Consider the following 23,868-nt stretch of genomic DNA (forward strand, 5'->3'; position numbering starts at 1 on the left):
CTATTCTGCCTACTGCGCATGACGCCCGGCCACAGCGGCAACGGCCCTGCCCTGCATCCCTGACGCCTAGGATGGGTGGACCGGGCCGGAAACTCCCGCCCGCGGAAGGAAAACCATGACGCACGCCATTGTCGCCGGGCAAGCCGGTGGTCCCGAAGTCCTGTCCTACGTGCCCGTTGAGCGCCCCATTCCCGGCCCCGGGCAACTGTTGATCCAAGTAGCGGCAGCCGGCGTGAACTTCATCGACACCTACAAGCGCAGCGGCGTGTACAAGGTCCAGTATCCCTTCACCCCCGGCTCCGAAGCAGCGGGAACAGTTGTAGGTCTCGGCGCAGGGGTCACCGGATTCGCCGAGGGCGACCGGATAGCCACGGCTGAGGGCGCCGACTGCTACGCCGGCTATGCCCTGGTGGACGCGGATAGAGCCTTGCCTGTGCCGGATGGACTGGACGATGCCACCGCAGCCGCCCTCCCGCTGCAGGGCCTGACTGCCCATTACCTGGTCAATTCCACCTTCAAGGTTGAAGCCGGCCATAATGTCCTGCTGCACGCCGGCGCGGGCGGGGTGGGGCTGCTGCTCATCCAGCTCCTCAAGGCCAAGGGCGCACGGGTCATCACCACGGTATCCACGGACGAGAAGGAAGCCCTCGCGCTCGGCGCCGGGGCGGACCACGTCCTGCGGTACGACGGCTTCGACAAAGCCGTGCGCGACCTTACCGACGGCAAGGGCGTTGACGTTGTGTACGACGGCGTGGGCAGGGACACCTTCGACGGTTCCCTTAGCGCCCTCCACGTTCGGGGCACGCTGGCCCTGTTCGGCGCAGCCTCAGGCCCCGTCCCGCCGGTGGATCCGCAACGCCTGAACGCAGGCGGCTCCCTTTTCCTGACCAGGCCCACCATGGCCCACTACCTGCAGGACGCGGCGGAACGGCGCTGGCGCTCAGATGAGATGTTCGCCGCCGCCGCCGACGGCAGCCTCAAAATCCGGATCGGCGCCGAGTATCCGCTGGCGGAGGCCGCCCAGGCGCACCGCGACCTCGAGGGGCGCCGCACCACCGGCAAGGTGGTCCTCATTCCGTAGGAGCAGCTTGGGTAGGCAGGGACAGTTCAAGGGTGCAGGAGCAATTCAGGGAGCAGGTTGAGGAACACGCGCTGAACAACCTCCCAACAACGGGTGGACAGCCGGCAAACCTGGACACTTTCTGTTCATGTTGTCCCGGCACACTGCATTGGTGACCGAGCAACCAAGCAGCAGCCTTGCAACCGACGGCTTCCCCGGACCCAGGCCCCGTTACCAGCCGCAGTTGGCCGGGTCTGCCGCCACTCCCCCCGCAAGGACGCTGGTTGACATACTCCAGGACACGGCGGAACGCTACCCGGATGCCTCCGCCCTCGACGACGGCCGGGAATCCCTGAGCTATGCCCAGTTACTGGTGGCCGTCCGCGCGGCTGGCCGGGAAATGCACCTTGCCGGGCTCGGCGCCGGCGACAAGATCGGCGTTCGCATCCCGTCCGGCACCAACAGGCTGTACATCTCCATCCTGGCCATCCTGCTCATCGGGGCTGCCTACGTTCCCGTGGACGCGGATGATCCCGAGGAACGCGCAAGGCTGGTTTTCGGTGAAGCCAAGGTTGCCGCCGTCGTCACGGAAAGCGGAGTGACTCTCGATGGCTCCAGGCCCTCGCCGTTCCCCGCCGCCCGGACAGCGGAGGCTGATGACGACGCCTGGGTGATCTTTACCTCCGGCTCCACGGGAACCCCCAAGGGCGTTGCAGTGCAGCACCGTTCCGCGGCTGCCTTCGTGGACGCGGAAGCCCGGATTTTCCTTCCGGCGGAGCCCATCGGAGCGTCAGACCGGGTGCTGGCAGGGCTGTCAGTCGCGTTTGATGCCTCCTGCGAGGAGATGTGGCTGGCCTGGCGGCACGGCGCCTGCCTGGTCCCCGCACCGCGGGCCCTGGTCCGCACCGGTATGGACCTGGGTCCCTGGCTCATCAGCCATGGCATCACCGTGGTGTCAACAGTTCCCACCCTGGCTGCCCTCTGGCCAGCGGAAGCACTCGAAAACGTCCGGCTGCTGATTTTCGGCGGGGAAGCGTGCCCGCCTGAGCTTGCTGAACGGCTTGCTGTTGACGGCCGGGAAGTCTGGAATACGTACGGCCCCACCGAGGCCACCGTGGTGGCCTGTGCTGCACCACTGGGCGGGCCAGGTCCTGTGCGGATCGGGCTTCCCCTGGACGGCTGGGACCTGGCGGTAGTGGACGGGGAGGGCGTTCCGGTGCCGGAAGGAGCCATTGGCGAACTCATCATCGGCGGTGTAGGGCTTGCCCGCTACCTGGACGCGGCCAAGGATGCCGAAAAGTACGCGCCATTCCCAACGCTCGGCTGGGACCGCGCCTACCGCTCGGGCGACCTTGTCCGCTATGAAGCCGCGGGACTGGTCTTTATGGGCCGCGCTGACGAGCAGGTCAAACTGGGCGGACGCCGCATCGAACTCGGCGAAGTGGATGCTGCACTGCAGGCGCTGCCCGGCATCGCGGGTGCTGCGGCCGCTGTCCGGACGACGGCGGCCGGGAACCAGATCCTGGTGGGGTACCTTGCGCCCGCCGGGGCAGCGACGCCGGACCTGGCCGCTGCCCGCGGACTCCTTGCTGCCAGCCTTCCGGCGGCCCTGGTTCCGCTGCTGACCGTCGTCGACTCCTTGCCAACCAAGACCAGCGGAAAGGTGGACCGGCACGCCCTGCCTTGGCCGCTTGCCGGTTCCGGCGCCGATGATGCAGACAGTGCCCCGCTGAACCTCCCCGACGACGCCCGGTGGATCGTTGAGCAGTGGGGCGCTGTCCTCGGCATCAAGGCAACCAGCCTCGACGCCGACTTTTTCGCTGCCGGCGGTGGATCCCTTGCAGCAGCCCAACTCGTTTCTGCGCTCCGGGTCCGCTACCCCACCATCACGGTGGCGGACATCTACGCTACGCCGCGCGTCGGGGCCCTCATCGATGCAGCACGCCAGTCGGTGCCGGCGGGAACGGTAGCGCGTCCCGCCGAGGCCCGCATCGTCCGGCCCACCGCCCGCAAGTCCCAGGTTTTCCAGACACTGATGGGCGTGCCGCTGCACATTCTCGTGGGTATGCGCTGGCTGACCTACCTGATGGCAGGCAATAACCTGCTTGCCGGGCTGGCCGGCTTCACCGGGGCGGCAACAGTGTCCTGGTGGTGGGTGGGTGCGTCCTGGCTGGTGTTCGTCAGTCCTGCCGGGCGCATGGGCCTGTCGGTGGCAGCGGCCCGTCTCCTGCTCCGGAAAGTTGGGCCGGGGACCTATCCCAGGTCGGGCAAAGTCCATCTGCGGCTATGGCTGGCTGAGCAGATCCAGGACCTGGCCGGAGCGGTGAGCCTGGCCAGCGCGCCCTGGGTTCCCTATTACGCGCGGGCTTTGGGCGCGACGATCGGCACCAACGTGCACCTGCACTCGCTGCCGCCGGTAACCGGCTTTCTCTCGCTGGGCGCCGGAGCGAACGTGGAGCCTGAGGTGGACCTTTCGGGCTGGTGGATCGACGGTGACAACGTGCACATCGGCGCGATCCGCATCGGCGCGGGCGCCACGGTGGGCGCCCGAAGCACCCTGATGCCCGGCGCCAGCATCGGGGCCGGCGGGCAGGTGGAGCCGGGCTCGGCAGTCCTGGGCAAGGTCAAGGCAGGCCAGGTTGTGGCCGGTTCCCCTGCAGAACGCCGGGGCAGGGCAAAACAGAATTGGCCGGCTCAGCCCGCCACCAGCTCGTTACTGGCCCGGCTCTGGTTTACGGCATTCGCCGCCGCCAGCACCCTGCTGGCCATGATTCCCTACCTTTCCGCAGGAGCTGCCTGCCTGGTGGTTTTCCTGTTCATCAGGGGCCACAGTTCGCTGTCGGAGGCCTGGCTTCCCCTGCTTGCTTCCTTGCCGCTTGCCGCCCTCGCCTGGTTCGCCGCGAACCTGCTCCTGATCCTGGGCACCACGCGCCTGCTGGGGCTGGGCCTGCGCGAAGGCTACTACCGTGTCCGCAGCCGGATCGGCTGGCAGGTTTGGGCTACGGAACGCGTTCTTGACCTGGCCAGGGACCTCCTGTTCCCCATCTATGCCAGCCTGTTCACCCCTGTCTGGCTCCGCCTGCTGGGAGCAAAGGTCGGCAAGAACGTGGAAGCCTCCACCGTGCTGTTGCTTCCCAAGATGACCACAGTGGGCGAGGGCGCATTCCTGGCCGATGACACAATGGTGGCCTCATACGAGCTCGGTGGCGGCTGGCTGCGGATCGCACCGGCCAAGATCGGCAAGCGGTCGTTCCTCGGCAACTCGGGAATGACCGGGGCGGGCCGCAATGTTCCGAAGAACTCCCTGGTGGCCGTGCTCTCGGCAACCCCGTCGAAAGCCAAGTCCGGAACGTCCTGGCTGGGAAGCCCTCCCGTCCGGCTGCGCCGCACCGCCATCTCGTCAGACAACTCGCTCACCTACCAGCCGCCACGCAGGCTAAAAATGGCCCGGGCGCTGTGGGAAGCCTGCCGGTTCATTCCCGTGGTGTTGACGGTGGGACTGGCCGCCGGCGTCCTGCTGGCCTTCGATTGGCTGGCCTCGGCCAACGGTTATGCCGTAACTGCCCTGCTCAGCGGTTTGGTGATGCTGCTGGCAGGAGCAGTGGCTGCCGGGAGCGCCGTAGCCGCCAAGTGGCTGCTCATCGGCCGGATCAACGCAGGTGAACACCCCCTGTGGAGTTCATTTATCTGGCGCAATGAAGTGGTGGACACGTTCATCGAGATGGTCGGCGCGCCCTGGTTTGCCCGCGCCGCCACCGGCACCCCCGCCCTTGTCTGGTGGCTGCGCGCCCTCGGCGCCAAAATCGGTTCCGGGACGTGGTGCGAGAGCTACTGGCTGCCGGAGGCGGATCTCGTTTCCCTGGGTGCGAACTCCACCGTCAACAGGGGCTGCGTGGTGCAGACCCACCTGTTCCACGACCGCATCATGAGCATTGGCCCTGTTACGCTCGAAGACGGGGCAACGATGGGACCGCATGGTGTCATCCTCCCGCAGGCACGGATCGGCCACGGCGGAACAGTTGGCCCCGCGTCGCTGGTGATGCGCGGGGAAACAGTACCCGCTGGCACCTACTGGATGGGCAACCCCGTCAGCCCGTGGGCCGGGCCGGCCCTGCCGCGGGGGATATGAATCGTCCGGGCAACACCTGAAGCAACACCACCGCCGTCCGTCAACAGTAGTTAGTTAAGGCCGTTCCCCTTATGAGCTCGCCAGAATCAGTCCGCGGAACCTCCACCCGCGAGCCCGGACCCGACCTGCGGTCCGACCCCTATGTGGCCCACTACGGCACTGACGCCTACAGCGTGACGCGCTACGAGCTGGAGCTGGACTACAGGCTGGCGAGCAACCGGCTGAACGGCAGGGCGCTGCTCCACGCGGTGGCCGACCGGGCTGCTTCGGCTGTTGTGCTTGACCTGGTGGGGCTCCGGGCAGTCAAAGTGCAGTTCAACGGCCGCCGGGTGCGCCGCTTTTCGCAGCGGGCCGAGCAATTGGTGGTGCATCTGGAAACCGCCCTGGTTCCTGGCGAGGGTTTCACCGTGGACGTCCGTTACGAGGGCAATCCCGCTCCCCGCCGCGGCCTATGGGGCGAGGTGGGCTGGGAAGAACTGACCGACGGCGTGCTGGTGGCCGGACAACCCAACGGCGCCCCCTCCTGGTTTCCCTGCAATGACCACCCCCGGGACAAGGCCGCCTACCGCATTTCGGTCACCACGGACGCGGACTACCGCGCCGTCTGCAACGGCGTCCTGGCCGGCCACACGCGCGGGTCCAGCAGGGAGACCTGGACCTACGAGCAGCACGAGCCGATGGCCACGTATCTGGCCACGGTACAGATCGGCAGGTATGACGTCCTCGTCCTCGACGACGGTTCCGCCGGCGGCGTAGCGCAGACCGTGGCCGTGCCCCCGGCCCTGGCTGATGTCTCGGAGGCCGGGCTGAGCCGGCAGCGTGACATGATGGCGGCCTTCGTCCGGCGCTTCGGCCCCTACCCTTTCCCGGGTTACACCGTGGTGGTGACTGATGACGTCCTGGAGATCCCGCTGGAAGCCCAATCGCTGTCGATCCTGGGCCGGAACCACCTCAGCCTGGACTGGGAATCCCAGCGGCTGATTGCCCATGAGCTCTCGCACCAGTGGTTCGGCAACTCCCTGACCGTTGCAGCCTGGCACGACATCTGGCTGCATGAGGGTTTCGCCTGCTACGCGGAATGGATCTGGTCCGAGGAAGCCGGCCTTATGACCGCCCACCAGCGGGCGGCGTCGGCCTGGCGGGGGTTGTCTGCTGCGGAACAGGACCTGCTGGTCGGAGATCCCGGGCCGGCCCTGATGTTTGACGACCGCGTCTACAAGCGCGGCGCGCTGGCCCTGCACGCGCTCCGCCGGCATTGCGGGGATCTTGCATTCTTCACGCTGCTGCAGGAATGGACCAGGACCCACCGCCACGGATCGGTGTCAACGGCAGACTTCGTGCTGCTGGCGAACCGCGTGGCGGGCATCGATACCGAAGCGGTGCTCCACCCCTGGCTCTTTGAGCTGGCGCTTCCGCCGCTTCCTGCCTAGCCGAACCTGGCCCCGCTACCCAGCCGGCCAAGCGCTAAGGCAGCAACGAGCGACGCTGGCAGCCCCGTCGCGGCAGGCGGCAGGTCCGTCAGCCCCGGCCTGTCCAGGACGGCCACTTCCCGGGGATCCGTCCGCAGTCCATCGCCGGTCATCTTGAGCCAGGCTTCCTTGCGGGTCCACAGCCGCGCCCGTTCGCGGAGCAGGGCTGCTCCCTCCAGTCCGGCCACGGCGTGCTTTTCAGCATCCGCCAGGGCCACGTCGTCAAAGTCATCGAAGCCAAGCCGTTCAGGATCTTCGACGTCGGCTCCCAACCGCTCCCCCGCCAGCGGCGATGTGAGGCCCGCCAGCAGAACCCATCGTCCAGCCCTGGCCATGCTCAAGAGCAGGGGCAGCGGCTGGCCGTGGTGCGTGAAGCCGGGGCGGCCATGGGACAGGTCAGGTCCGGAACCGCATTCTGGACAGGAGTATGCAGCCTGCAACTGCGCGGCCGGGAGGTCGAGGAGTTGGGCCGCAAAGCGGCGGAGTGCTGCCCTGCCGGCGAGGAAGCGCGCGGCTGCGCCAGGCTCCATCGCTGCCGCCCGCAGTGCCTCTGCCGGCGAGGGAACCAGCCCACCGGCAGGACTGTAGCCAGCCTGCGGGCAGGGAATATCGGAAGAGATATCCATTGCCCGCAGGGCCAGCCGGGAGTCCATGGGAGTGCGCTTCAGGCCTAGCGCTGAACCGCGCCGAAGCGCTCGGCCGCCAGGGCCACAGCGCCTTCCCGGGCGGCGGATGCCTCGTCCGCCGTGAGGGTACGGTCAGCGGCACGGAACCGGAGTCCGAAGGCCAAAGACTTCTTGCCCTCTTCGATTCCCTTGCCCGCATACACGTCGAACAGCGCGACGTCCTCCAGCAGTTCGCCGGCACCTTCGCGGAGTGCGCCCAGTACCTCATCGGCCGGCACCTCGGCAGGGACCACAAGCGCCACATCCTGGGTGGCTACCGGGAACGAGGAGATGTGGCGCGCCACGATAACGTCAGCAGCGGCATCAAACAGCGCGTCGGCGTTGAGCTCCAAAGCAACCGAGCGGGCGGGCATATCCGAAGCGGCAAGGAGCTTGGGGTGCAGCTCTCCCGCGTAACCCACCACCTCCCCTGACCGCAGGGACAACCGCGCCGCGCGGCCCGGATGGAATGCCTGGTGGCTGCCTTGGCTGACAACGACTTCCACGCCAAGGACGTCGCCGGCAAGGCGGGCAATGTCCAAGGCGTCCGCCCAGTCCCACGCCCGCGGTGCATGTGCCGCCGCGGCGGGGGAATCGTGACCCGTGAGGACCACTGCAAGGTGGAACGGTTGGGCGGGGACGCCGTCGTACAGACGGTCCAGCACCTCGTCGCTTGGCTTGACCCCGAGCGGCGGGATGGAGTCCGTGCCCATCCGCTCAGCCGGCAGGAACACCAGGCCCGACTCGAAGAGCGCCAGGTCCCGGAAGCCGCGTGAGTGGTTCCGCTTGGCCACCTCTATGAGTCCCGGCAGGATGGAGGTGCGCAGGAAGCCCTGCTCCTCGCTGATCGGGTTTGCCAACTTGACCGCGGTCCGGCCTGCTCCCTGCTCTGCCACGCCGAAGGTATCGTTGGCCGCTTTGGATACAAAGGGGTAGGAAAGGACTTCGGTAAGCCCCGCGTCAGCAAGTGCCTGGATCAGGCGGCGGCGCTGCTGCTGCACGCGCGTCAGGCCTCGGCCCGGAGGCGCAACGGGCAGCGTGGCGGGAATCTGGTCGTACCCCACCAGGCGGGCGATCTCCTCGGAGAGGTCCTCCTTGGTTTCCAGGTCATGCCGCCAGCTTGGGGCAGTAACGCTCCAGCCGCCGTCGTTCTTGACCACGGCAGCGCCAAGGTCCTCAAGGGACGTAACAATCTGCTCTTCGGTGAAATCGATGCCGATGCGTGCGGCAGCAAAGGCTGCCGGCAGCTCGATCGTGACCGAGTCAGGGGCGGTGCCGACGTCGGTTCCTGCTTCGTCGGCCGTACCGCCCGCCAGCTCCACCAGGAGGTCGACCACCCGCTGGGCGGCGATGCCGGCAACCTGCCAGTCCACGCCGCGCTCGAAGCGCTTGGAAGCCTCGGACGGCAGCTTGTGGCGGCGGCGGGAGCGGGCGATGGACACCTCGTCGAAGTGCGCGGCTTCAACCAGGATGTTCGACGTCGAGTCGCCCACCTCGGTGGCGGCCCCGCCCATTACGCCGGCGACGCCGATGGGACCGGAAGCGTCGGTGATCAGGAGGTCCTCGGCGTCGAGCGCCCGTTCCTTGTCATCCAGGGTGGTGATTTTCTCGCCCGCCAAGGCCCGGCGGACCACGATGTCCCCCGACAGTTTGTCCAGGTCGTAGCAGTGCGTGGGCTGGCCGAGTTCCAGCATCACGTAGTTGGAAATGTCCACCGGCAGGGAGATGGAGCGGATGCCGGCCAGCCGGAGCCGGGAAGTCATCCACGGCGGAGTCGGCTTCGTGGCATCCACACCGCGGACGGTGCGGGCCACAAAACGATCACAGCCCGGCTTGCCGTAGATGGGGGCGTCGTCGTTGATTTTGACGCCGTAGCCGCCCGCGAGCGCAGCGGGAGCAATAACACGGGAAGCGGGATCGGTGAAAGCAGTCCCGGTGGCATGCGCGTACTCGCGGGCAACGCCGCGGATGGAGAAGGCGTAGCCGCGGTCCGGGGTGACGTTGATTTCGGCGGCCTGGTCATAAAGGCCCAGGAGCTCCATGGCGTCGGTGCCGATTTCCGGGTCCAGCCCGATGCGGGACAGCACCAGGATGCCGTCGTGGTCTTCGCCGATGCCGAGTTCGCGGACTGAGGCGATCATGCCGGCGGAGACGTGGCCGTACGTCTTCCGCGCTGAGATGTGGAAGTCACCCGGCAGTACTGCGCCCGGAAGCGTGACCACCACCTTGTCGCCCTCAACGAAGTTGTGGGCGCCGCAGATGATGCCCTGCACGCCGGACGGGTCGATGCCCTTGCCCGTGAGGGTCTGCTCCTGGCCCTCGGGGACAACACGAACCTGGCACCAGTTGATGGTTTTGCCGTTGGTCTGCGGTTCCTTAACCAAGCTCAGGACCTGGCCCACCACGATGGGGCCCTGGAGGGTGTCCGTGGGACGGTGGACATCCTCTTCTTCGAAACCGACCTTGACGAGCTGGTCCATAACGTCTTCGGCCGTTGCTCCGGCCGGTACCTCTGCGAATTCACGCAGCCAGGAAAGTGGGATACGCACGGTTAGATCTCCATCCCGAAGTGCTCGCTGAAACGTACATCGCCTTCGATCATGTCGCGCATGTCCCCCACCTCATTGCGGAACATAAGGGTGCGCTCTATGCCCATGCCAAAGGCAAAACCTGAATAGACCTCCGGGTCGATGCCCGCGGCGCGGAGCACGTTGGGGTTGACCATGCCGCAGCCGCCCCATTCGATCCAGCGCGGGCCGCCCTTGGCGCCGGGGTGCCAGATGTCAAGCTCCGCAGAGGGCTCGGTGAACGGGAAGTAGTTGGGGCGCAGCCGGATCTGGGCTTCATCGCCGAACATCTGCCGGGCAAAGTGCTCAAGGGTGCCGCGCAGGTCTGCCATGCTGAGCTTTTTGTCGATGGCCAGGCCCTCGAACTGGTGGAACACCGGAGTGTGCGTGGCGTCCAGCTCGTCCGTGCGGAACACCTTGCCCGGGCACAGTACGTAGATGGGCAGCTCGCGTTCCAGCATGGACCGGACCTGCACCGGGGAGGTGTGGGTGCGCATCAGGAGGTGGGCCTCGGGCGGCTCCACAAAGAAGGTGTCCTGCATCTCGCGGGCCGGGTGGTCCGGCTTGAAGTTCAGGGCGTCGAAGTTGAACCATTCCGATTCGACTTCCGGACCCTCTGCGATCTCCCAACCCATGCCCACAAAAATGTCCGCAACGCGGTCCTGGAGGGTGGACAGGGGGTGGCGGGCACCGGCACGACGACGGCTGGGGGCGGCAGTGACGTCAACTGTCTCTTCCAGCAGGATTCGGGCGTCGTTTTCCGCTTCCAGCTCTGCCGTGCGGTCCGCGAGCGCCTTGTTAACGCGTCCGCGGGACGCACCCATTAGCTTCCCGGCGATGGCCTTCTGGTCCTTGGGCAGCTTTCCGATTTCACGGTTGGCGAGGCTGAGCGGGGACTTCTCGCCGGTGTGTGCGAGCCTCACCGCTTTCAGCTCATCAAGGGTGGCGGCGCCGGCGATGGCGGCGACGGCCTGGTCTACAGCGGCGGTGATGGCGGCTTCATCCGTGGGGTTCGGAATGGCGGCGCCCGGCAAAGTTTCAGTCATCTACTGTTCTTAGCTACGAGTCGTGGCTGCCGGTGAACGGGGCAGCCTGCACGGTTTCCCGGCGGCGCGTCCGTCACTGGCAGGTCATGGATGAATGACCTGAATTCTCGTGGAATATCAGTTCATTCAATGACCAGGTCAGGGCATACCGGAAATTCCGGCGGCCACTGCCTCCAGTCTAATTGAACCCCCCGGCTACCATGTCCTCATGACACCACGGCTGGTTTCGGCATCCCGGCTGCCCCTGACTGTCCACCAGCGGCTGCGGCTTGCCGCCAACGTGGTCAACGGCAGCACCATCCTGGGCCTCGCTGTGGCCGCCGCGGCACGGACGGAACTCAGCAGGGGCCCGCGGGGCCTGATCATCGCCGCCGGGTACCGGTGGCGCCTGCCGTTCGCCGCCGCGTTCACGCTCGGGAACGTGGTCTTGTGCCGCTGCACTGCCGCTGACCTGCTGGCCCGGCCGGCGCTGCTGGGACATGAGGAAAAGCACTGTTCCCAGTACGCGTGGTGCTTGGGTATTCCCTTCCTCCCGCTGTACTTGCTCGCCGCGGGCTGGTCCCTGATCCGCACCGGCAATCCGGGTACGGCCAATGTCTTCGAACGCCGCGCCGGGCTGGCAGCCGGCGGATACCCTGCGCCCTCAGGCCGCCGGCCTCGGCGCCCATCAGAAGTGGAGGCGTGACCCATGGATACGGAACCAAGGCACGATGACTCAAGTGGCGGCGTCGGGCCTGCCGGATACCAGCACGGTGGCATCGGGTCCCCTGGCACTGGTTCCGGCGGCACCGGGGCCGCCGGCATCGCGTCCGCTGGCACTGTCACCGTCACCGGGACGGGCTCGGCGGAAGCCGCCCCTGACCTCATGGTGGTGTCGATCGGCGTGGAGTGCCGGGCCGACTCGGTGGAGGCGGCTTACTCCCGGGCGGGCACGAGCTCCGAAGCCGTGACGTCGGCGTTCCGCCAGCGGGGCGTTGAGGGTACCGACATCCGCACCACAGGCCTCAACGTGCGGGCGGACCTCGTATGGAGGGAAGGTGAAGGACAGCGCGTCACCGGGTACGTTGCAGCCAGCACCCTCACCGTTAGGTTGCGGGCCCTGGGTTCCGCCTCGGCAGCAATTTCTGACGCCGTTAACGCGGGCGGCAACGACGTCCGGCTGAACGGCCTGGAACTGACCTTCAGTGACGATGCCGCGGTGCGTGCCCGTGCTCGGGAGGCCGCCTGGCATGACGCATTAAGTACCGCACAGCAGTACGCCCAGCTTGCCTCGGCCCGTTTGGGACGCGTGCTTTCGGTAGCGGACCAGGCGCCGGTCCAAAGCCCGGTACCCGTGGTCAGGATGCAGCGCGCTGCCGCCGTGGAAAGCCTTGCCGTTGAGGCCGGAGATGCCGCGGTGACCGCTGCCATCAGCGTGGTGTGGGAGCTTCATGCCGGCGTTTAAGCCAGCAGTCTCTTGCGGGTTCTGCTGCGCATGCTTGACTTAAGTTCGAACGTATATTCGAATGGAGGTCATGAGATGGGATGCCCAAGCACTGCTGCCGCCGCCGGCAGAAACTGATGCGGCGGGCGCACCGCCCGCGCTGCTTCCCCTTGCCGGCCTGGTCAGGTCCGTGACCACACCTGATTTTGCCGGCATCACGTTCCATGAGGTCAACTCCAAGTCGGTGCTCAACAAAGTGCCTGCCGGTTCACGGATGCCTTTTGAGTGGACCATCAACCCGTACCGTGGCTGCAGCCACGCCTGTGTGTACTGCTTCGCCAGGAAAACCCACACCTACCTTGACTTCGACGCCGGAGTGGATTTTGACAGCCAGGTGGTGGTGAAAGTCAACGCAGCCGACGTCCTGCGGAAGGAGTTGGCCAGACCGTCCTGGAACCACCAGCAGGTGGCCCTGGGCACCAACACGGACCCCTACCAGCGCGCCGAGGGCCGCTACCGGCTTATGCCCGGGATCATCACCGCCCTGGCTGAGTCCGGCACTCCCCTGTCCATCCTCACCAAGGGAACACTGCTGGCCAGGGACATTCCGCTGCTGAAGAGCGCGGCCACCCAGGTACCGGTGGGCCTGGGCATCTCCCTCGCCATGACCGACGAAGCCTTGGCCGAGGCCGTTGAGCCGGGCACGCCCGGGCCCCGGGCACGGCTGAAGCTTGTGTCCAGGCTTCGTGAGGCCGGCCTGCCCTGCGGCGTGATGGCCATGCCGATCCTCCCGTGGCTCTCGGACAGCGACGAAGCCCTGGACTCGCTTTTCGCGTCCCTCGCATCCGCCGGAGCAACGGGGGTAACTGCCGGTGCGCTGTACCTGAAGCCCGGAACCAGGGAGTGGTTCATGAAGTGGATCGCCGCACACCATCCCGGCCTCGCAGGCAGGTACCGGCGCCTCTACGGGACGGGCTCCTACGCCTCCAAGGAATACCGCACCTGGCTCGCCGCAAAAGTCCGCTACTTCAAGGCAAGGCACGGCTTTTCCCACTCGTCCGGTTTCAGCCACCGGGACCTCGATGATCCCCGCGGTGAGGAAGCGGAGTACCCGGCCGGCGTCATCCCGGCCATGGCGCCTTCGGGAACGGCGCCTTCAGCGAGTTCAGCGTCAGGGCCGGCGGGACAAGCCACGCTCTTTTAGGAGCGGGCTCCCCCTGCCGGTACAGCCAGGGCCGCCAACAGCGACCGGACGATGGGGAAATCGGCTGGAATCCACGGCAGGCCAAGGACCTCATCGTGGTTGTCCAGTGATACCCACCGCAGTTCATCGTGGTCCTCGAGGGGCTGCGGCTCACCTTGGGCGACTTCCGCGAACCATACCCGCATGCTGGCCCGGTCATTCAATGGCCAGCCATTGGGGGCTTCCGCCCGCAGCTCCGTACCCAGCCGAACACTGATTCCCAGTTCTTCGGTAAGCTCGCGGCAGAGCGCCGCCTCCGGCTCCTCGTCCGGTTCCACCTTGCCGCCCGGGAACTCCCAGAGACCGGCCAGCTTTTCCGGCGCACTGCGGCGGGCCACGAGAAGCATGGAAGGTTCCTCAAGGCGGTCAACTACGGCTCCGCCCACCACCTGTATCAGTCCAGTCACCGCCCCATTCTATGGGGGACAATGGAAGGACCCGGGCACTCTTTCTTCGTCGCGGGAATACCTGCGTCCCGTCGGGGGTTTTCCCCGGGGTCCAGGCCTAATCCAGCCCCACTGCCGTGGCTGCAGCCCTACCTTGTACTTCCAGCACTTCGAAAAGCAGGCACATGAGCAGCGTCCTACAGTCGCCCACGGCAAAAAGCACTTCCTCCCCCAATATCGCCATGGCCATCCTCGCCCTCGCCATGGGCGGGGTGGGCATTGGGGTCACTGAATTCACCATGATGGGCCTGCTCAAAGAAGTGGAGCAGGGCCTTCGGATCAGCACACCCGAAGCCGGGCACCTCATTTCCGCCTACGCGCTGGGAGTGGTGGTCGGCGCACCGCTGCTTGCCGCCGTAGGCGCCAAACTTCCGCGCAAGAATCTGGCGCTCGGCCTCATGCTGTTCTTTACCGTCGCCAACCTCACGTCTTTCCTGGCCCCCGACTACGGATCGATGCTGCTTTCGCGGTTTGCGGCAGGGCTGCCGCACGGCGCGTTCTTTGGCGTTGCCGCGGTCATCGCCGCCTCGCTCGTGCCGCCCACCCGCCGCGGCTGGGCTATCTCCATGGTGATGGCGGGGCTCAGCATTTCGAACGTTATCGGTGTGCCGGCGGCAACCTGGGTGGGGCAGGCCTACGGCTGGCGGCTGCTCTTTATCCTTGTGGGCTTCCTCGGAGTCCTGACTCTGGTGTTGATTTGGCGGTTTGTTCCCTTCCAGAAGGCCCACCCTGACGCGAGCATCCGCCGCGAGCTCGGGGCGCTGAAACGGCTCCAGGTGTGGCTTGCCATCCTGATCGGCATCGTGGGCTTCGGCGGCTTCTTTGCAACGTACACGTACATCTCCCACACGATGACGCATGTGGCCGGCCTCCCGTCCTCGCTGATTCCACTGGTGGTTGCGCTCTACGGCCTGGGCATGGTGGCCGGCAACGTGGTGGGCGGCAGGATCGCTGACAAGTCCGTTATGGGCACCCTGTACACGGTGCTGCCTGCCATCGCGGTAGCCCTGGTGGTGTACGCCATCGCCGCTCAGTGGCCGTGGTCGGCGCTGGTGATGGTCTTTGTGGTGGGCGCCGCCGGGTCCATGCTTGTACCGGCGCTGCAGACCCGCCTCCTGGACGCCTCCCCTGACGCGCCGTCCCTGGCGTCATCCCTGAACCACGCCGCCCTGAACGTGGCCAACGCCTTGGGGGCTTTCCTCGGCGGCCTGGTCATTGCCTGGGGATGGGGTTATGTTGCCCCCGCCCTGGTGGGCGCATGCCTGGCCGTCCTGGGACTCGGCGTTGCAATAGCCAGCGGACTGCTGGAACGCAAAAAGCCGCTGACCGCCTGATCCCTGTTTGGGGAGGGCGGCCAGCGGCTTCCTGGCTTACGGTCGTTCCCAACTGCCTTCAGGCAGCGTGTGGTCCTGCTAGGCCCTCAGGGCGGCCGGCAGGTGCTGCGAACGGGCACTCGCGTAAAGGCAGACAGTAGCTGCCGTGCCCAGGTTGAGGCTTTCCGCAGCACCGTAGACCGGCACCGCCACCCGGTGGTCAGCCAGGTCAAGCTCCTCCGGGGACAGCCCCTGCGCTTCGTTGCCGAACAGCCAGGCCGTCGGATTCTCCAGGTCGTACTCTGATGGAGTTCCGTGACCCGTCAGGCGGCGCCGGGCGTTCTCGTCCTGCAACGCATCAAGGTTGAGGGAGCCGTATCCGTCCGCTGCCAGGATGCCAATCCCCCGGGCACGGCATGCCGCCGCGACGTGGTCGACGTCGGCCCCCAGCACCACGGGGACGTGGAACAGGGATCCCGCGGTGGAACGGACTGCCTTGGGGTTGTAGATGTCAACGCTGGAGCCGGTGAGGACCACCGCGTCTGCTCCGGCGGAATCTGCCGCGCGCAGTACCGTTCCGGCGTTGCCGGGATCGCGGACCTGGCACAGGACGGCGATCAGGCGGGGACCGGCGTCCAGCACTTCTTCCAGCGTGACGTCCAGGAACCGGCAGACCGCGATGATGCCCTGGGGGTTGACGGTATCTGCCATCGCGGCCAGGACCTCGTCGGTGGCAAGCCGGGCGTTCGTTCCTTCGGACAGCTCCTCGAATTCGGGAAACCGGTCCAGGCAGGCAACGCTTGCGAACACTTCGGTGACCAGTCCGGGGACTCCGTCAGCCAGGCGCTGCTGGTGGAGCTTCAACGCTTCGCGGACCGCCTGGGGTCCCTCAGCCAGGAACTGTCCGCGCTTTAAACGGGCCGGGCGCCCGGCAAGTTTCGCCACATCCCTCACCCGATCTGCTCGAGGGTTGGAGAGTGAAAAATCCTGCGGGCGCCCGGTGTCGTTCATATAGGAAACTTTAGTGGCTAGGGCCACGGGTTCCTGAACTGCCCCTAGCGGGGGAACCGACAGTTGCTACGCAACAACCTTCTTGGCGGAGGTGTCGGCAGGCAGCGAGTCCTTGGCAACCTGGACCAGCGCAGCGAACGCGTTGGCGTCGGAGACGGCCAGTTCGGCCAGCATGCGGCGGTCAACCTCAACCTCAGCGGCCTTCAAGCCCTGGATGAGACGGTTGTAGGTGAGGCCGTTGGCGCGGGAAGCAGCGTTGATGCGCTGGATCCACAGGCGGCGGAAGTCGCCCTTCTTCTTCTTGCGGTCGCCGTAGCTGTAGACAAACGAGTGCAGCAGCTGCTCTTTTGCCTTGCGGTACAGGCGTGAACGCTGTCCACGGTAGCCCTTTGCGCGTTCAAGGATAACCCGGCGCTTCTTGTGGGCGTTGACCGCCCTCTTCACACGTGCCACGTGCGTACTCCTTCGAAAATTCTGCTCCCAAGCATCTACTGCCGGGATTCCCGGCGGCCTGAGAAGGCTTTTTGGTAGGTGACTTACACCAGGTGGTGGTCAGTCAAAAAACTTGGAAACTAGATGCCGAGCATCTTCCGGATGACCTTGGCGTCGCCCTTGAAGACGATCTTGTCGCCGGCGAGGCGGCGGGTCAGCCTGGAGGACTTGTGCTCGAGGTAGTGGCGGCGGTTTGCCTGCTGGCGGCGCAGCTTGCCGCTGCCGGTCAGCTTGAAGCGCTTCTTAGCACCACTGTGGGTTTTCATCTTCGGCATGGGAACCGATCTCCTTACGTGTCCGCAGGCTGGGCCTGCAGTTCTATCGCGCAGCTGCCCTGGGGGCGGCGTGCTGGTTGCTGACTGCCGGAGGGCGACCTCCGGCAGCTGTGGACTAAGTGGTCTTCTTGCCAGCCGGCTTCGGCACTGCCTTGGGAGCAGGTCGTGCGGCGGGCTTTGGTGCAGCCGGCCTGGCCACCGGCTTCGGCGGAGCAGGAACTGCTGCAGGCTTCGGCGCCGCAGCTGCGGGCTTGGCAGCTTCGGGCTTCTCCGCAGCCGGCTTGGGGGCCGGTGCAGCAGCCTTGGGTGCCGGTGCAGCAGCCTTCGGCGCTGGAGCCTTGGGAGCTTCCTGCTTGGGGGCTTCCTGCTGAGGAGCCTCCTGCTTGGGAGCCTCCTGGACAGTCTTCTCCGCAGGCGCAACAGTTGCGGCAGGTTCGACGGCGGGAGCCGCCTCCTGCACGGGAGCAACAGCTACTGCTTCCGGTTCCGTCGAGACCGTGAATCCCTCGGGAAGCAGGTCCGCGAGGGACTGCGTCAGCGGGGCCTGGTCGTCGCCGGAGACGTCGATGCGGCCGGAAGCCTTGGCTTCGTTCTGCGCTATGGCTTCAGCCCGCTGGGTGGCGCGCCGTGCTTCAGCTTTGGCCTCCGCCTTGTTCTTCAGCGGTCCAACCACCATGACCATATTGCGGCCATCGATGCGGGGGCTGGATTCAACCACGCCAACTTCAGCGACGTCGTCGGCAAACCGCTGCAGAAGCCGGATACCCATTTCCGGACGCTGCTGTTCGCGGCCGCGGAACTGGATCATGGCCTTGACCTTGTCCCCGGCGCCGAGGAAGCGCAGTGCATGCCCGCGCTTGGTCTCGTAGTCGTGGGTGTCGATCTTCAGGCGGAAGCGGATTTCCTTCAGAACGGTGTTCGTCTGGTTCTTCCGTGCTTCACGTGCCTTGACCGCGGCCTCGTACTTGTACTTGCCGAAGTCCATCAGCTTGCACACCGGAGGCTTCGCCTGAGGTGCAACTTCAACGAGATCAAGGTCGGACTCGGCGGCCAGGCGCAGGGCATCCTCAATACGGACGATTCCTACCTGTTCACCTGCAGGGCCGACCAGCCGCACCTCGGGGACGCGGATACGCTCATTGATTCTTGGCTCGCTAATGTTAAAGCTCCTGTGTTGTTGTGGGATCCCGGCAAATAGAGAAGGCCCCCAATTGCCGGAGCAATCGAAGGCCTCGAAGATTGGCTGTGCGGATCCCACTGATGGGACTGCACGGATGGTTCCAGCTCATGCCGGTTCCAGTGCCAACCAGTACCCGGCAACCTTGCGTTCCATAATCCTAGGGAACAGCGGCTGACGCGGGTGGGAGAGAACTCCGCTTGCAAACTGCATGCCATCTTACAGAAAAAATTCCCGTCAACGCAGTGAAGCGCCGGTGGGAACCTTGATCGTTTGGGAACAATCTCTGAAATAACGACATCCAGTCGGTCTGTGTCAAGCTTACCAGTATGAGCACCCCAGACAGTAATTCATACGTTTTCGAGCCTGCGGACAACGGTTCCGATGTCTCCCAGCAGATCCGCGACATTTCCGAAGTGCCGGCCATCGAGGTCATCACCACTGCAGCCGTTCACCTCATGAGTGCCGCTGCGGTCAAGCTTGGCCTTGCGGCGGAGGACAACGCCGAGGAACTGAAGGACCTGGACGAGGCCCGGAAACTGATCACCGCCCTGGCCGGCCTGGTCACCGCCGCCGCCCCGGAGATCGGTTCCCAGCACGCAGGTCCCTTGCGCGACGGCCTGCGTTCACTCCAGCTGGCCTTCCGCGAGGAGTCGCTTATCCCCGATGCCCCGGGCAAGGGTCCGGGCGAGAAGTACACCGGCGCGGTCAACTGACACGGTAAGTCAGAACTGAGCAATTCACGACGGCGGGCCACCCCCACGCGAGGGGAGGCCCGCCGTCGTCGTAATCCAGGCAGTTGTCCCGCACCCCTTTTCCAGGTTTTGGGCACATACGGGGACCTTAACGCCTTTGAAGCCGTCGTATCTGTCCGAAAACTCCGCGGGAAGTGCCCAGTCAGGCAGCGGTACGGCTTCGGCGGCGTTGCTGGAGAACCAGCCCGATGAGGCACAGCGCCACGCCTGCAGCGCCCACTGAGACAAAGCCCCCCGACGGTCCCACCTGGTCGATGAACACTCCTGCCAGCGGTGCCCCGAGCGCAACCCCGCCGGTCAGCGCGGAGCCGTACCAGCCCATCGCTTCGCCGCGCCGCTCCTCATCCACCAGGTCCGCCACCTTTTCGGAGGCCGACGAGAGCACCGGCGCGCAGAGGAGCCCCGGCAGGACAGCAACCAGGGCAAGCGACCAGGTGTCGTGGGCGAATCCCATGGGGATGGTCAGGGCCGCCATACCAAGCAGCAGGACAATGGGCGAGACCGGCCGGTGCATGGCTCCGTAGATTAGCCCGCCCACCACGGACGCCGCGCACCAGAACAGGAAAACGATGCCAATTTCGGCCTGGTGGCCGCCAGTCTCCAGAGCTGCAACAATTCCGACGTCGGTGCCGCTGAGCACCATTCCCGCTCCGGCGGCAACAGCGAAGAGTGCGGCCACGGTAGCCGTGAACCACGTGAAGCTGCCGGCAACTTTGTCCTTCAGCCCGGTTGTGCGGGCGTTGTGGGCAGCAGCCGGGGCCAGGTCCGCGGCAGCTTCCTGCAGGTGGGCGGGCGCTGTGGAGACGACGGCGGCCTCGGCCGCACGCTGCTGGTCCGCCTCGCCGTCGTCCACGGACGCCGTGCTGCGCGTGGGCGGGTTGAACCACATCAGGAACAGGCCCGCCAAGGAGGTGCACACGCCCACGATGGTCAGGCCCACCACGCTGAAGCCGCTGGTGGCCACGATGGCGCCTGCAGCAGGACCGATCATAAAAACCACTTCGGTGGTGATTGCGTCCAGGGCAAAGGCAGTGCGGCGCTGTTCGCCGTCGGCCAGGATGCCGAGGGACTGGCGCACCACGCTGAAGATGGGCAGCGTCAGCAGTCCGCCCACAAACACCAGGGGAAGGAGCCACGCGTAGGAGACGTGGGGCACGATCGACCAGATCACAGTCTCCGACACCACCGAAGGGATCAATGCCTTGCGCAGGCCCACGGTGTCCACCCGCCGGCCGCGCCACGGAGCCCCCACGGCGATACCAATGGTCATCACGGCAGCGGCTGCACCCGCGGCGGCGTACCCCTGCCCGAGGGTGAGGACGATATGCAGTGTCAGCAGCACACCGGCCGCTGAGTGCGGGATACGGGCGATCATGCCGACCAGAAGCAGCCGTCTGGTGGGCTGAACGGCCAGCAACTCCCGGTAGAGAGCGAAATTCACGAAAGGATCCTTCGGTCTGCCGCAGCCTGCCGGGGATCCCCCTCCTGACAGCAGCTAGTGGACAGCGCGCCGCAGTTTGATTTCGATGGAGTCGACCCGCTCACCAAACAATACATTCCGGGACCACTCAGCCTGCAGTCCGGCCACCAGCTGCTGTACCCCTTCTGCATCCAGGCCGTCCGCCAGGTACAACACCACCTGCAGCTCAGGCCCGGCGCCGCCGCCCGGGAGGAGGGATCCGTCGGCCGCTTGGGCGGCCACTCCCCTGCCGGGCAGGAGTTCCAGCCTCCTGACCGCCGGGAAACCGTCGGCGGCCTGGCTCATCCCGCTTGCCAGTTCGTGGTCGGCGTAGGACGGGATCCAGTCGTGCTGCTGGGCCAGCGCCCACATGGCCGGCCTGCGCACCACAAATGTCACGTCCGCCCCCGGGTCCAGAACCAGGAGTTCAGCGCCTTCGGACACAGCGGAAAGGGCGGCCCGGGCAGCGTAGACGGCCACCGGCCGCGCCTCCGGATGCCAAGCGGCCAAGGCTGCGGCAGAGGTGAATGCGGGCATGGCGGTCCTGCCATCGGCCGCCTTCAGGGTTACGAGGGCCATGTCCGCCTGTTTATCGGCCTGCAGGCCGTCCTGCCCTTCCGCTTCCTCGGCGAGCTGGGCAACAATCGGGATAAAGACGCGGGCGGTGGCCAGCGCGGCGATGACCCCGGCTTCGTCCCCGTCACCGGCCTGCAGGGCGGCTACGGCGGCGAGGTAGCCGGCGTCGGCCGTTCCGTCGTCGTCCTCGAAGTTGTGGATCTTTGCGCGGTCCCCGGCGAGGCTCCGCCCGGCCCAGGGCTGCCCGGCAGAGTCAGCGGCACCACCGGCCCCCGCCAGTGCGGCGGCGATGTGGCCGGGGAGGTGGCGCTGCGGAGGGGTGCCGGGTTCGTTGCTGGCCATAGCGTCGCCGGGTGTGGCTGCCCGCTGCCTAGCGGCGGCCGGCGACGTCGAGGGCTTCGGGCAACGTGAAGGCACCGGCGTACAAAGCCTTGCCCACAATGGCACCTTCAACACCGAGGGGCACCAGGGAACGCAGCACTTTGAGGTCATCCAGGCTGGAAATGCCGCCGGACGCCACCACGGGCTTGCCGGTCTTTTCCACCATCTGGCGGAGGAGTTCCACGTTGGGTCCCTGCAGGGTTCCGTCCTTCGTCACGTCGGTGACCACGTACCGCGCGCAGCCTGCCTCTTCGAGCCGGCCCAGGACGTCCCAAAGGTCGCCGCCTTCCTTGGTCCAGCCGCGGCCGGCCAGGGTGGTTCCGCGGACATCGAGCCCGACGGCGATCTTGTCGCCGAAGCGCTCTATGGCGCTGCGGGTCCACTCCGGGTTCTCCAGCGCCGCCGTACCGAGGTTCACACGGGCCACGCCCAGGTCCAGTGCTGCCTCGAGTGAGGCGTCGTCCCGGAGACCTCCGGAGAGCTCAACGTTGATGTCCAGGCGGCCAACAACTTCCCGGAGCAGCCCGGCGTTGGAGCCGCGGCCAAAGGCTGCGTCAAGGTCAACCAGGTGGACCCACTCCGCACCCTGCTGCTGCCAGTTCAGCGCCGCCTCGAGCGGCGTCCCGTAACTGGTTTCGCTTCCTGCTTCACCCTGGACAAGCCGGACGGCCTGGCCATTGACGACGTCGACGGCGGGCAGCAGTTCAAGAACCGGCAGGTCGGTAGCGGAGTTCATCGTGATCCTCAGTGTTAGGGGGCAGGGACGTGCGCCGGACGGCTAACCGCCAGCTAGTGGGCGGGCAGTTAGCCGGCCGGCAACGTGAGCAGATAGGCGGCCAGCAACGCCATGCCGGCCAGGACGTAGAACGAGACCTGCGTCCAGAGCGGCTTATGCTGCTGCCGGAAGGACAGGGCGCCGCCGATCAGCAGGCCGGCGAGGCCCATCAGGATAACGGACCACATTCAGGCGTCGCCGCCCGCGGGGTTTTCGCTGGTGTGCTCCGGTTTGCCTGCCATGGAAGGCTTGCGGAGGGCATCCACCCAGTTGTGCAGCAGCCGGGCACCGGCGTCGCCGGATTTCTCCGGGTGGAACTGGGTGGCGCACAGCGGCCCGTTCTCAACCGCGGCGATGAACGGGGCGCCGTGCTCGGACCAGGTGACCAGGGGTGCGGCCATCCGCGGCTGGACGACGTCGAAGTTCCAGTCCTGCACGCCGTAGGAGTGCACAAAGTAGAACCGCTCGTTTTCGACTCCGGCGAACAGCTTTGACCCAACGGGTACCTTGACGGTGTTCCAGCCCATGTGCGGGACAACTTCCGCTGGAAGGAGTTCCACCTTGCCGGGCCATTCGCCGATGCCTTCAGCTTCTGTGCCGTGTTCCACACCGGCTTCGAAAAGCACCTGAAGGCCCACACAAATGCCGAGGACGGGGCGGCCGCCGGCGACACGGCGGCCGATGAGGCGGATGCCGTCCACGGCCTTAAGTTCGCGCATAACGGTTTCAAAGGCGCCGACACCGGGGACTACCAGGCCGTCGGCGTTCAGGACGTCCTCGGGCTTGGAGCTGAGGATTACCTCTGCACCTGCCCGCTCGAGGGCGCGTACTGCCGAGCGCACGTTTCCCGAGCCGTAGTCCAACACGGTTACCGTGGGCTTCCCCTCTGGCGACGGCAGCTTCTGCGAAGCCGACGGATCGATGATTGCGCCGTCCCGCAGTACCTGGCCGCTCACAGCGCACCCTTGGTGGAGGGAATGCCTTCAACACGCGGATCGGATTCGACGGCGGCGCGAAGGGCGCGGGCGAACGCCTTGAACTGGGCCTCGACGATGTGGTGCGGGTCCCGTCCGGCGATGACGTTCATGTGGAGGCAGATCCCTGCGTGCAGGGTTATCGCCTCAAAGACGTGGCGGGTGAGCGAGCCTGTGAAGTGACCGCCGATCAGGTGGTACTCCTGGCCTGCGGGCTCACCTCCGTGAACGAGGTAAGGGCGGCCGGACACGTCAACCACCGCGTGGGCCAGTGCCTCGTCCAAGGGTACGGTGGCTTCGCCGAAGCGGCGGATTCCTGCCTTGTTTCCCAGGGCCGTGCGCAGCACTTCTCCGAACGTAATGGCAACGTCTTCCACCGTGTGGTGGACGTCGATGTGGATGTCCCCGGTGGCTTTCACGGTCAGGTCGATCAGCGAGTGCTTGCAGAGCGCTGTCAACATGTGGTCGTAGAAGGGCACCGACGTGTCGATGTCCGAGATGCCGGTGCCGTCCAGGTTGATCTCCACGAGCACGGAGGATTCACTCGTGGCACGCTCCATGCGTGCGGTCCGGGCCGCGGCCGCGTTGGATCCGGTGGAACTCATGGTCAAGTGTCCTTTGGGAAGAAGGAA

General features: G+C 66.3%; 22 protein-coding genes. 8 read left to right on the forward strand and 14 right to left on the reverse strand.

The window, feature by feature from the left end:
* Positions 1-115 precede the first annotated feature (115 nt).
* From AC50X7_RS17235 to AC50X7_RS17245, 3 genes are all read left to right on the forward strand, one after another.
* Positions 116-1,081, forward strand: a complete 966-nt coding sequence (locus AC50X7_RS17235; protein ID WP_494980126.1) for a quinone oxidoreductase family protein — start codon at positions 116-118, stop codon at positions 1,079-1,081.
* A 127-nt stretch (positions 1,082-1,208) separates the two neighbouring features.
* Complete coding sequence (locus tag AC50X7_RS17240; RefSeq protein WP_494980127.1) at positions 1,209-5,189, forward strand: Pls/PosA family non-ribosomal peptide synthetase; 3,981 nt, start codon at positions 1,209-1,211, stop codon at positions 5,187-5,189.
* A 71-nt stretch (positions 5,190-5,260) separates the two neighbouring features.
* Positions 5,261-6,619: a M1 family metallopeptidase gene (locus AC50X7_RS17245; RefSeq protein ID WP_494980128.1), complete on the forward strand. Its 1,359-nt coding sequence runs from the start codon at positions 5,261-5,263 to the stop codon at positions 6,617-6,619.
* Here the strand turns inward: AC50X7_RS17245 and AC50X7_RS17250 are convergent.
* From AC50X7_RS17250 to pheS, 3 genes are read right to left on the reverse strand one after another with little or no spacing between them, the layout of a single operon-like run.
* Positions 6,616-7,311, reverse strand: coding sequence for a 4'-phosphopantetheinyl transferase family protein (locus AC50X7_RS17250; protein WP_494980129.1), 696 nt, complete (start codon positions 7,309-7,311; stop codon positions 6,616-6,618). The two genes, AC50X7_RS17245 and AC50X7_RS17250, sit on opposite strands and share 4 nt — an antisense overlap.
* Before the next feature lie 17 nt (positions 7,312-7,328).
* A complete protein-coding gene (gene pheT / locus AC50X7_RS17255; RefSeq protein ID WP_494980130.1) occupies positions 7,329-9,872 on the reverse strand; it encodes a phenylalanine--tRNA ligase subunit beta in 2,544 nt (847 codons plus the stop codon).
* 2 nt (positions 9,873-9,874) lie between these two features.
* Complete coding sequence (pheS, locus tag AC50X7_RS17260; protein WP_494980131.1) at positions 9,875-10,936, reverse strand: phenylalanine--tRNA ligase subunit alpha; 1,062 nt, start codon at positions 10,934-10,936, stop codon at positions 9,875-9,877.
* A 208-nt stretch (positions 10,937-11,144) separates the two neighbouring features.
* On the opposite strand from pheS, the gene AC50X7_RS17265 reads away from it, so the two are divergent.
* The 3 genes from AC50X7_RS17265 (at position 11,145) to AC50X7_RS17275 (ending at position 13,563) form a co-directional block, all read left to right on the forward strand.
* The gene (locus AC50X7_RS17265; protein WP_494980132.1) at positions 11,145-11,621 is read left to right on the forward strand and encodes a hypothetical protein; all 477 of its coding nucleotides are present in this window, start codon (positions 11,145-11,147) and stop codon (positions 11,619-11,621) included.
* A gap of 3 nt (positions 11,622-11,624) precedes the next feature.
* The gene (locus tag AC50X7_RS17270; protein WP_494980133.1) at positions 11,625-12,380 is read left to right on the forward strand and encodes an SIMPL domain-containing protein; all 756 of its coding nucleotides are present in this window, start codon (positions 11,625-11,627) and stop codon (positions 12,378-12,380) included.
* 70 nt (positions 12,381-12,450) lie between these two features.
* Positions 12,451-13,563 (forward strand): Rv2578c family radical SAM protein, encoded by a 1,113-nt coding sequence (locus tag AC50X7_RS17275; RefSeq protein ID WP_494980134.1) that lies wholly within the window; start codon positions 12,451-12,453, stop codon positions 13,561-13,563.
* Here AC50X7_RS17275 and AC50X7_RS17280 read toward each other — a convergent pair.
* Positions 13,560-14,009, reverse strand: coding sequence for a (deoxy)nucleoside triphosphate pyrophosphohydrolase (locus AC50X7_RS17280; RefSeq protein WP_494980135.1), 450 nt, complete (start codon positions 14,007-14,009; stop codon positions 13,560-13,562). The two genes, AC50X7_RS17275 and AC50X7_RS17280, sit on opposite strands and share 4 nt — an antisense overlap.
* A 164-nt stretch (positions 14,010-14,173) precedes the next feature.
* On the opposite strand from AC50X7_RS17280, the gene AC50X7_RS17285 reads away from it, so the two are divergent.
* Positions 14,174-15,382 (forward strand): MFS transporter, encoded by a 1,209-nt coding sequence (locus tag AC50X7_RS17285; protein ID WP_494980136.1) that lies wholly within the window; start codon positions 14,174-14,176, stop codon positions 15,380-15,382.
* Positions 15,383-15,460: 78 nt separating this feature from the next.
* Here the strand turns inward: AC50X7_RS17285 and AC50X7_RS17290 are convergent, their stop codons facing one another.
* The 4 genes from AC50X7_RS17290 to infC all read right to left on the reverse strand — a co-directional run bounded on the left by AC50X7_RS17290 (position 15,461) and on the right by infC (position 18,256).
* Positions 15,461-16,372: a TrmH family RNA methyltransferase gene (locus tag AC50X7_RS17290; protein ID WP_494980137.1), complete on the reverse strand. Its 912-nt coding sequence runs from the start codon at positions 16,370-16,372 to the stop codon at positions 15,461-15,463.
* Positions 16,373-16,438: 66 nt separating this feature from the next.
* Positions 16,439-16,825 (reverse strand): 50S ribosomal protein L20, encoded by a 387-nt coding sequence (rplT, locus tag AC50X7_RS17295; protein ID WP_050055645.1) that lies wholly within the window; start codon positions 16,823-16,825, stop codon positions 16,439-16,441.
* A 119-nt stretch (positions 16,826-16,944) separates the two neighbouring features.
* Positions 16,945-17,139 carry a 50S ribosomal protein L35 gene (gene rpmI, locus AC50X7_RS17300; RefSeq protein ID WP_009358635.1) on the reverse strand — a complete coding sequence of 65 codons (195 nt, stop codon included), beginning with the start codon at positions 17,137-17,139 and terminating at the stop codon, positions 16,945-16,947.
* A 115-nt stretch (positions 17,140-17,254) separates the two neighbouring features.
* Positions 17,255-18,256 (reverse strand): translation initiation factor IF-3, encoded by a 1,002-nt coding sequence (gene infC, locus AC50X7_RS17305; RefSeq protein ID WP_494980138.1) that lies wholly within the window; start codon positions 18,254-18,256, stop codon positions 17,255-17,257.
* A gap of 389 nt (positions 18,257-18,645) precedes the next feature.
* On the opposite strand from infC, the gene AC50X7_RS17310 reads away from it, so the two are divergent.
* Positions 18,646-19,032, forward strand: coding sequence for a DUF1844 domain-containing protein (locus AC50X7_RS17310; protein WP_307095577.1), 387 nt, complete (start codon positions 18,646-18,648; stop codon positions 19,030-19,032).
* Between the two features lie 181 nt (positions 19,033-19,213).
* Here AC50X7_RS17310 and AC50X7_RS17315 read toward each other — a convergent pair whose 3' ends face one another.
* The 6 genes from AC50X7_RS17315 to hisB form a co-directional block, all read right to left on the reverse strand.
* Positions 19,214-20,512: an MFS transporter gene (locus AC50X7_RS17315; RefSeq protein ID WP_494980139.1), complete on the reverse strand. Its 1,299-nt coding sequence runs from the start codon at positions 20,510-20,512 to the stop codon at positions 19,214-19,216.
* Positions 20,513-20,566: 54 nt separating this feature from the next.
* On the reverse strand, positions 20,567-21,448 hold the full coding sequence (locus AC50X7_RS17320; protein WP_494980140.1) for an SseB family protein: 882 nt from the start codon (positions 21,446-21,448) through the stop codon (positions 20,567-20,569).
* Between the two features lie 28 nt (positions 21,449-21,476).
* Positions 21,477-22,223: a bifunctional 1-(5-phosphoribosyl)-5-((5-phosphoribosylamino)methylideneamino)imidazole-4-carboxamide isomerase/phosphoribosylanthranilate isomerase PriA gene (gene priA, locus AC50X7_RS17325; protein ID WP_494980141.1), complete on the reverse strand. Its 747-nt coding sequence runs from the start codon at positions 22,221-22,223 to the stop codon at positions 21,477-21,479.
* Positions 22,224-22,291: 68 nt separating this feature from the next.
* Positions 22,292-22,450, reverse strand: a complete 159-nt coding sequence (locus AC50X7_RS17330) for a CG2302 family histidine operon protein (RefSeq protein ID WP_307095583.1) — start codon at positions 22,448-22,450, stop codon at positions 22,292-22,294.
* The gene (gene hisH / locus AC50X7_RS17335; RefSeq protein ID WP_494980142.1) at positions 22,451-23,218 is read right to left on the reverse strand and encodes an imidazole glycerol phosphate synthase subunit HisH; all 768 of its coding nucleotides are present in this window, start codon (positions 23,216-23,218) and stop codon (positions 22,451-22,453) included.
* Complete coding sequence (gene hisB, locus AC50X7_RS17340; RefSeq protein ID WP_104042767.1) at positions 23,215-23,841, reverse strand: imidazoleglycerol-phosphate dehydratase HisB; 627 nt, start codon at positions 23,839-23,841, stop codon at positions 23,215-23,217. The genes hisH and hisB overlap by 4 nt, the downstream gene beginning before the upstream one ends.
* Positions 23,842-23,868: the final 27 nt, after the last annotated feature.

This window comes from Pseudarthrobacter sp. Hb11, assembly GCF_059383655.1.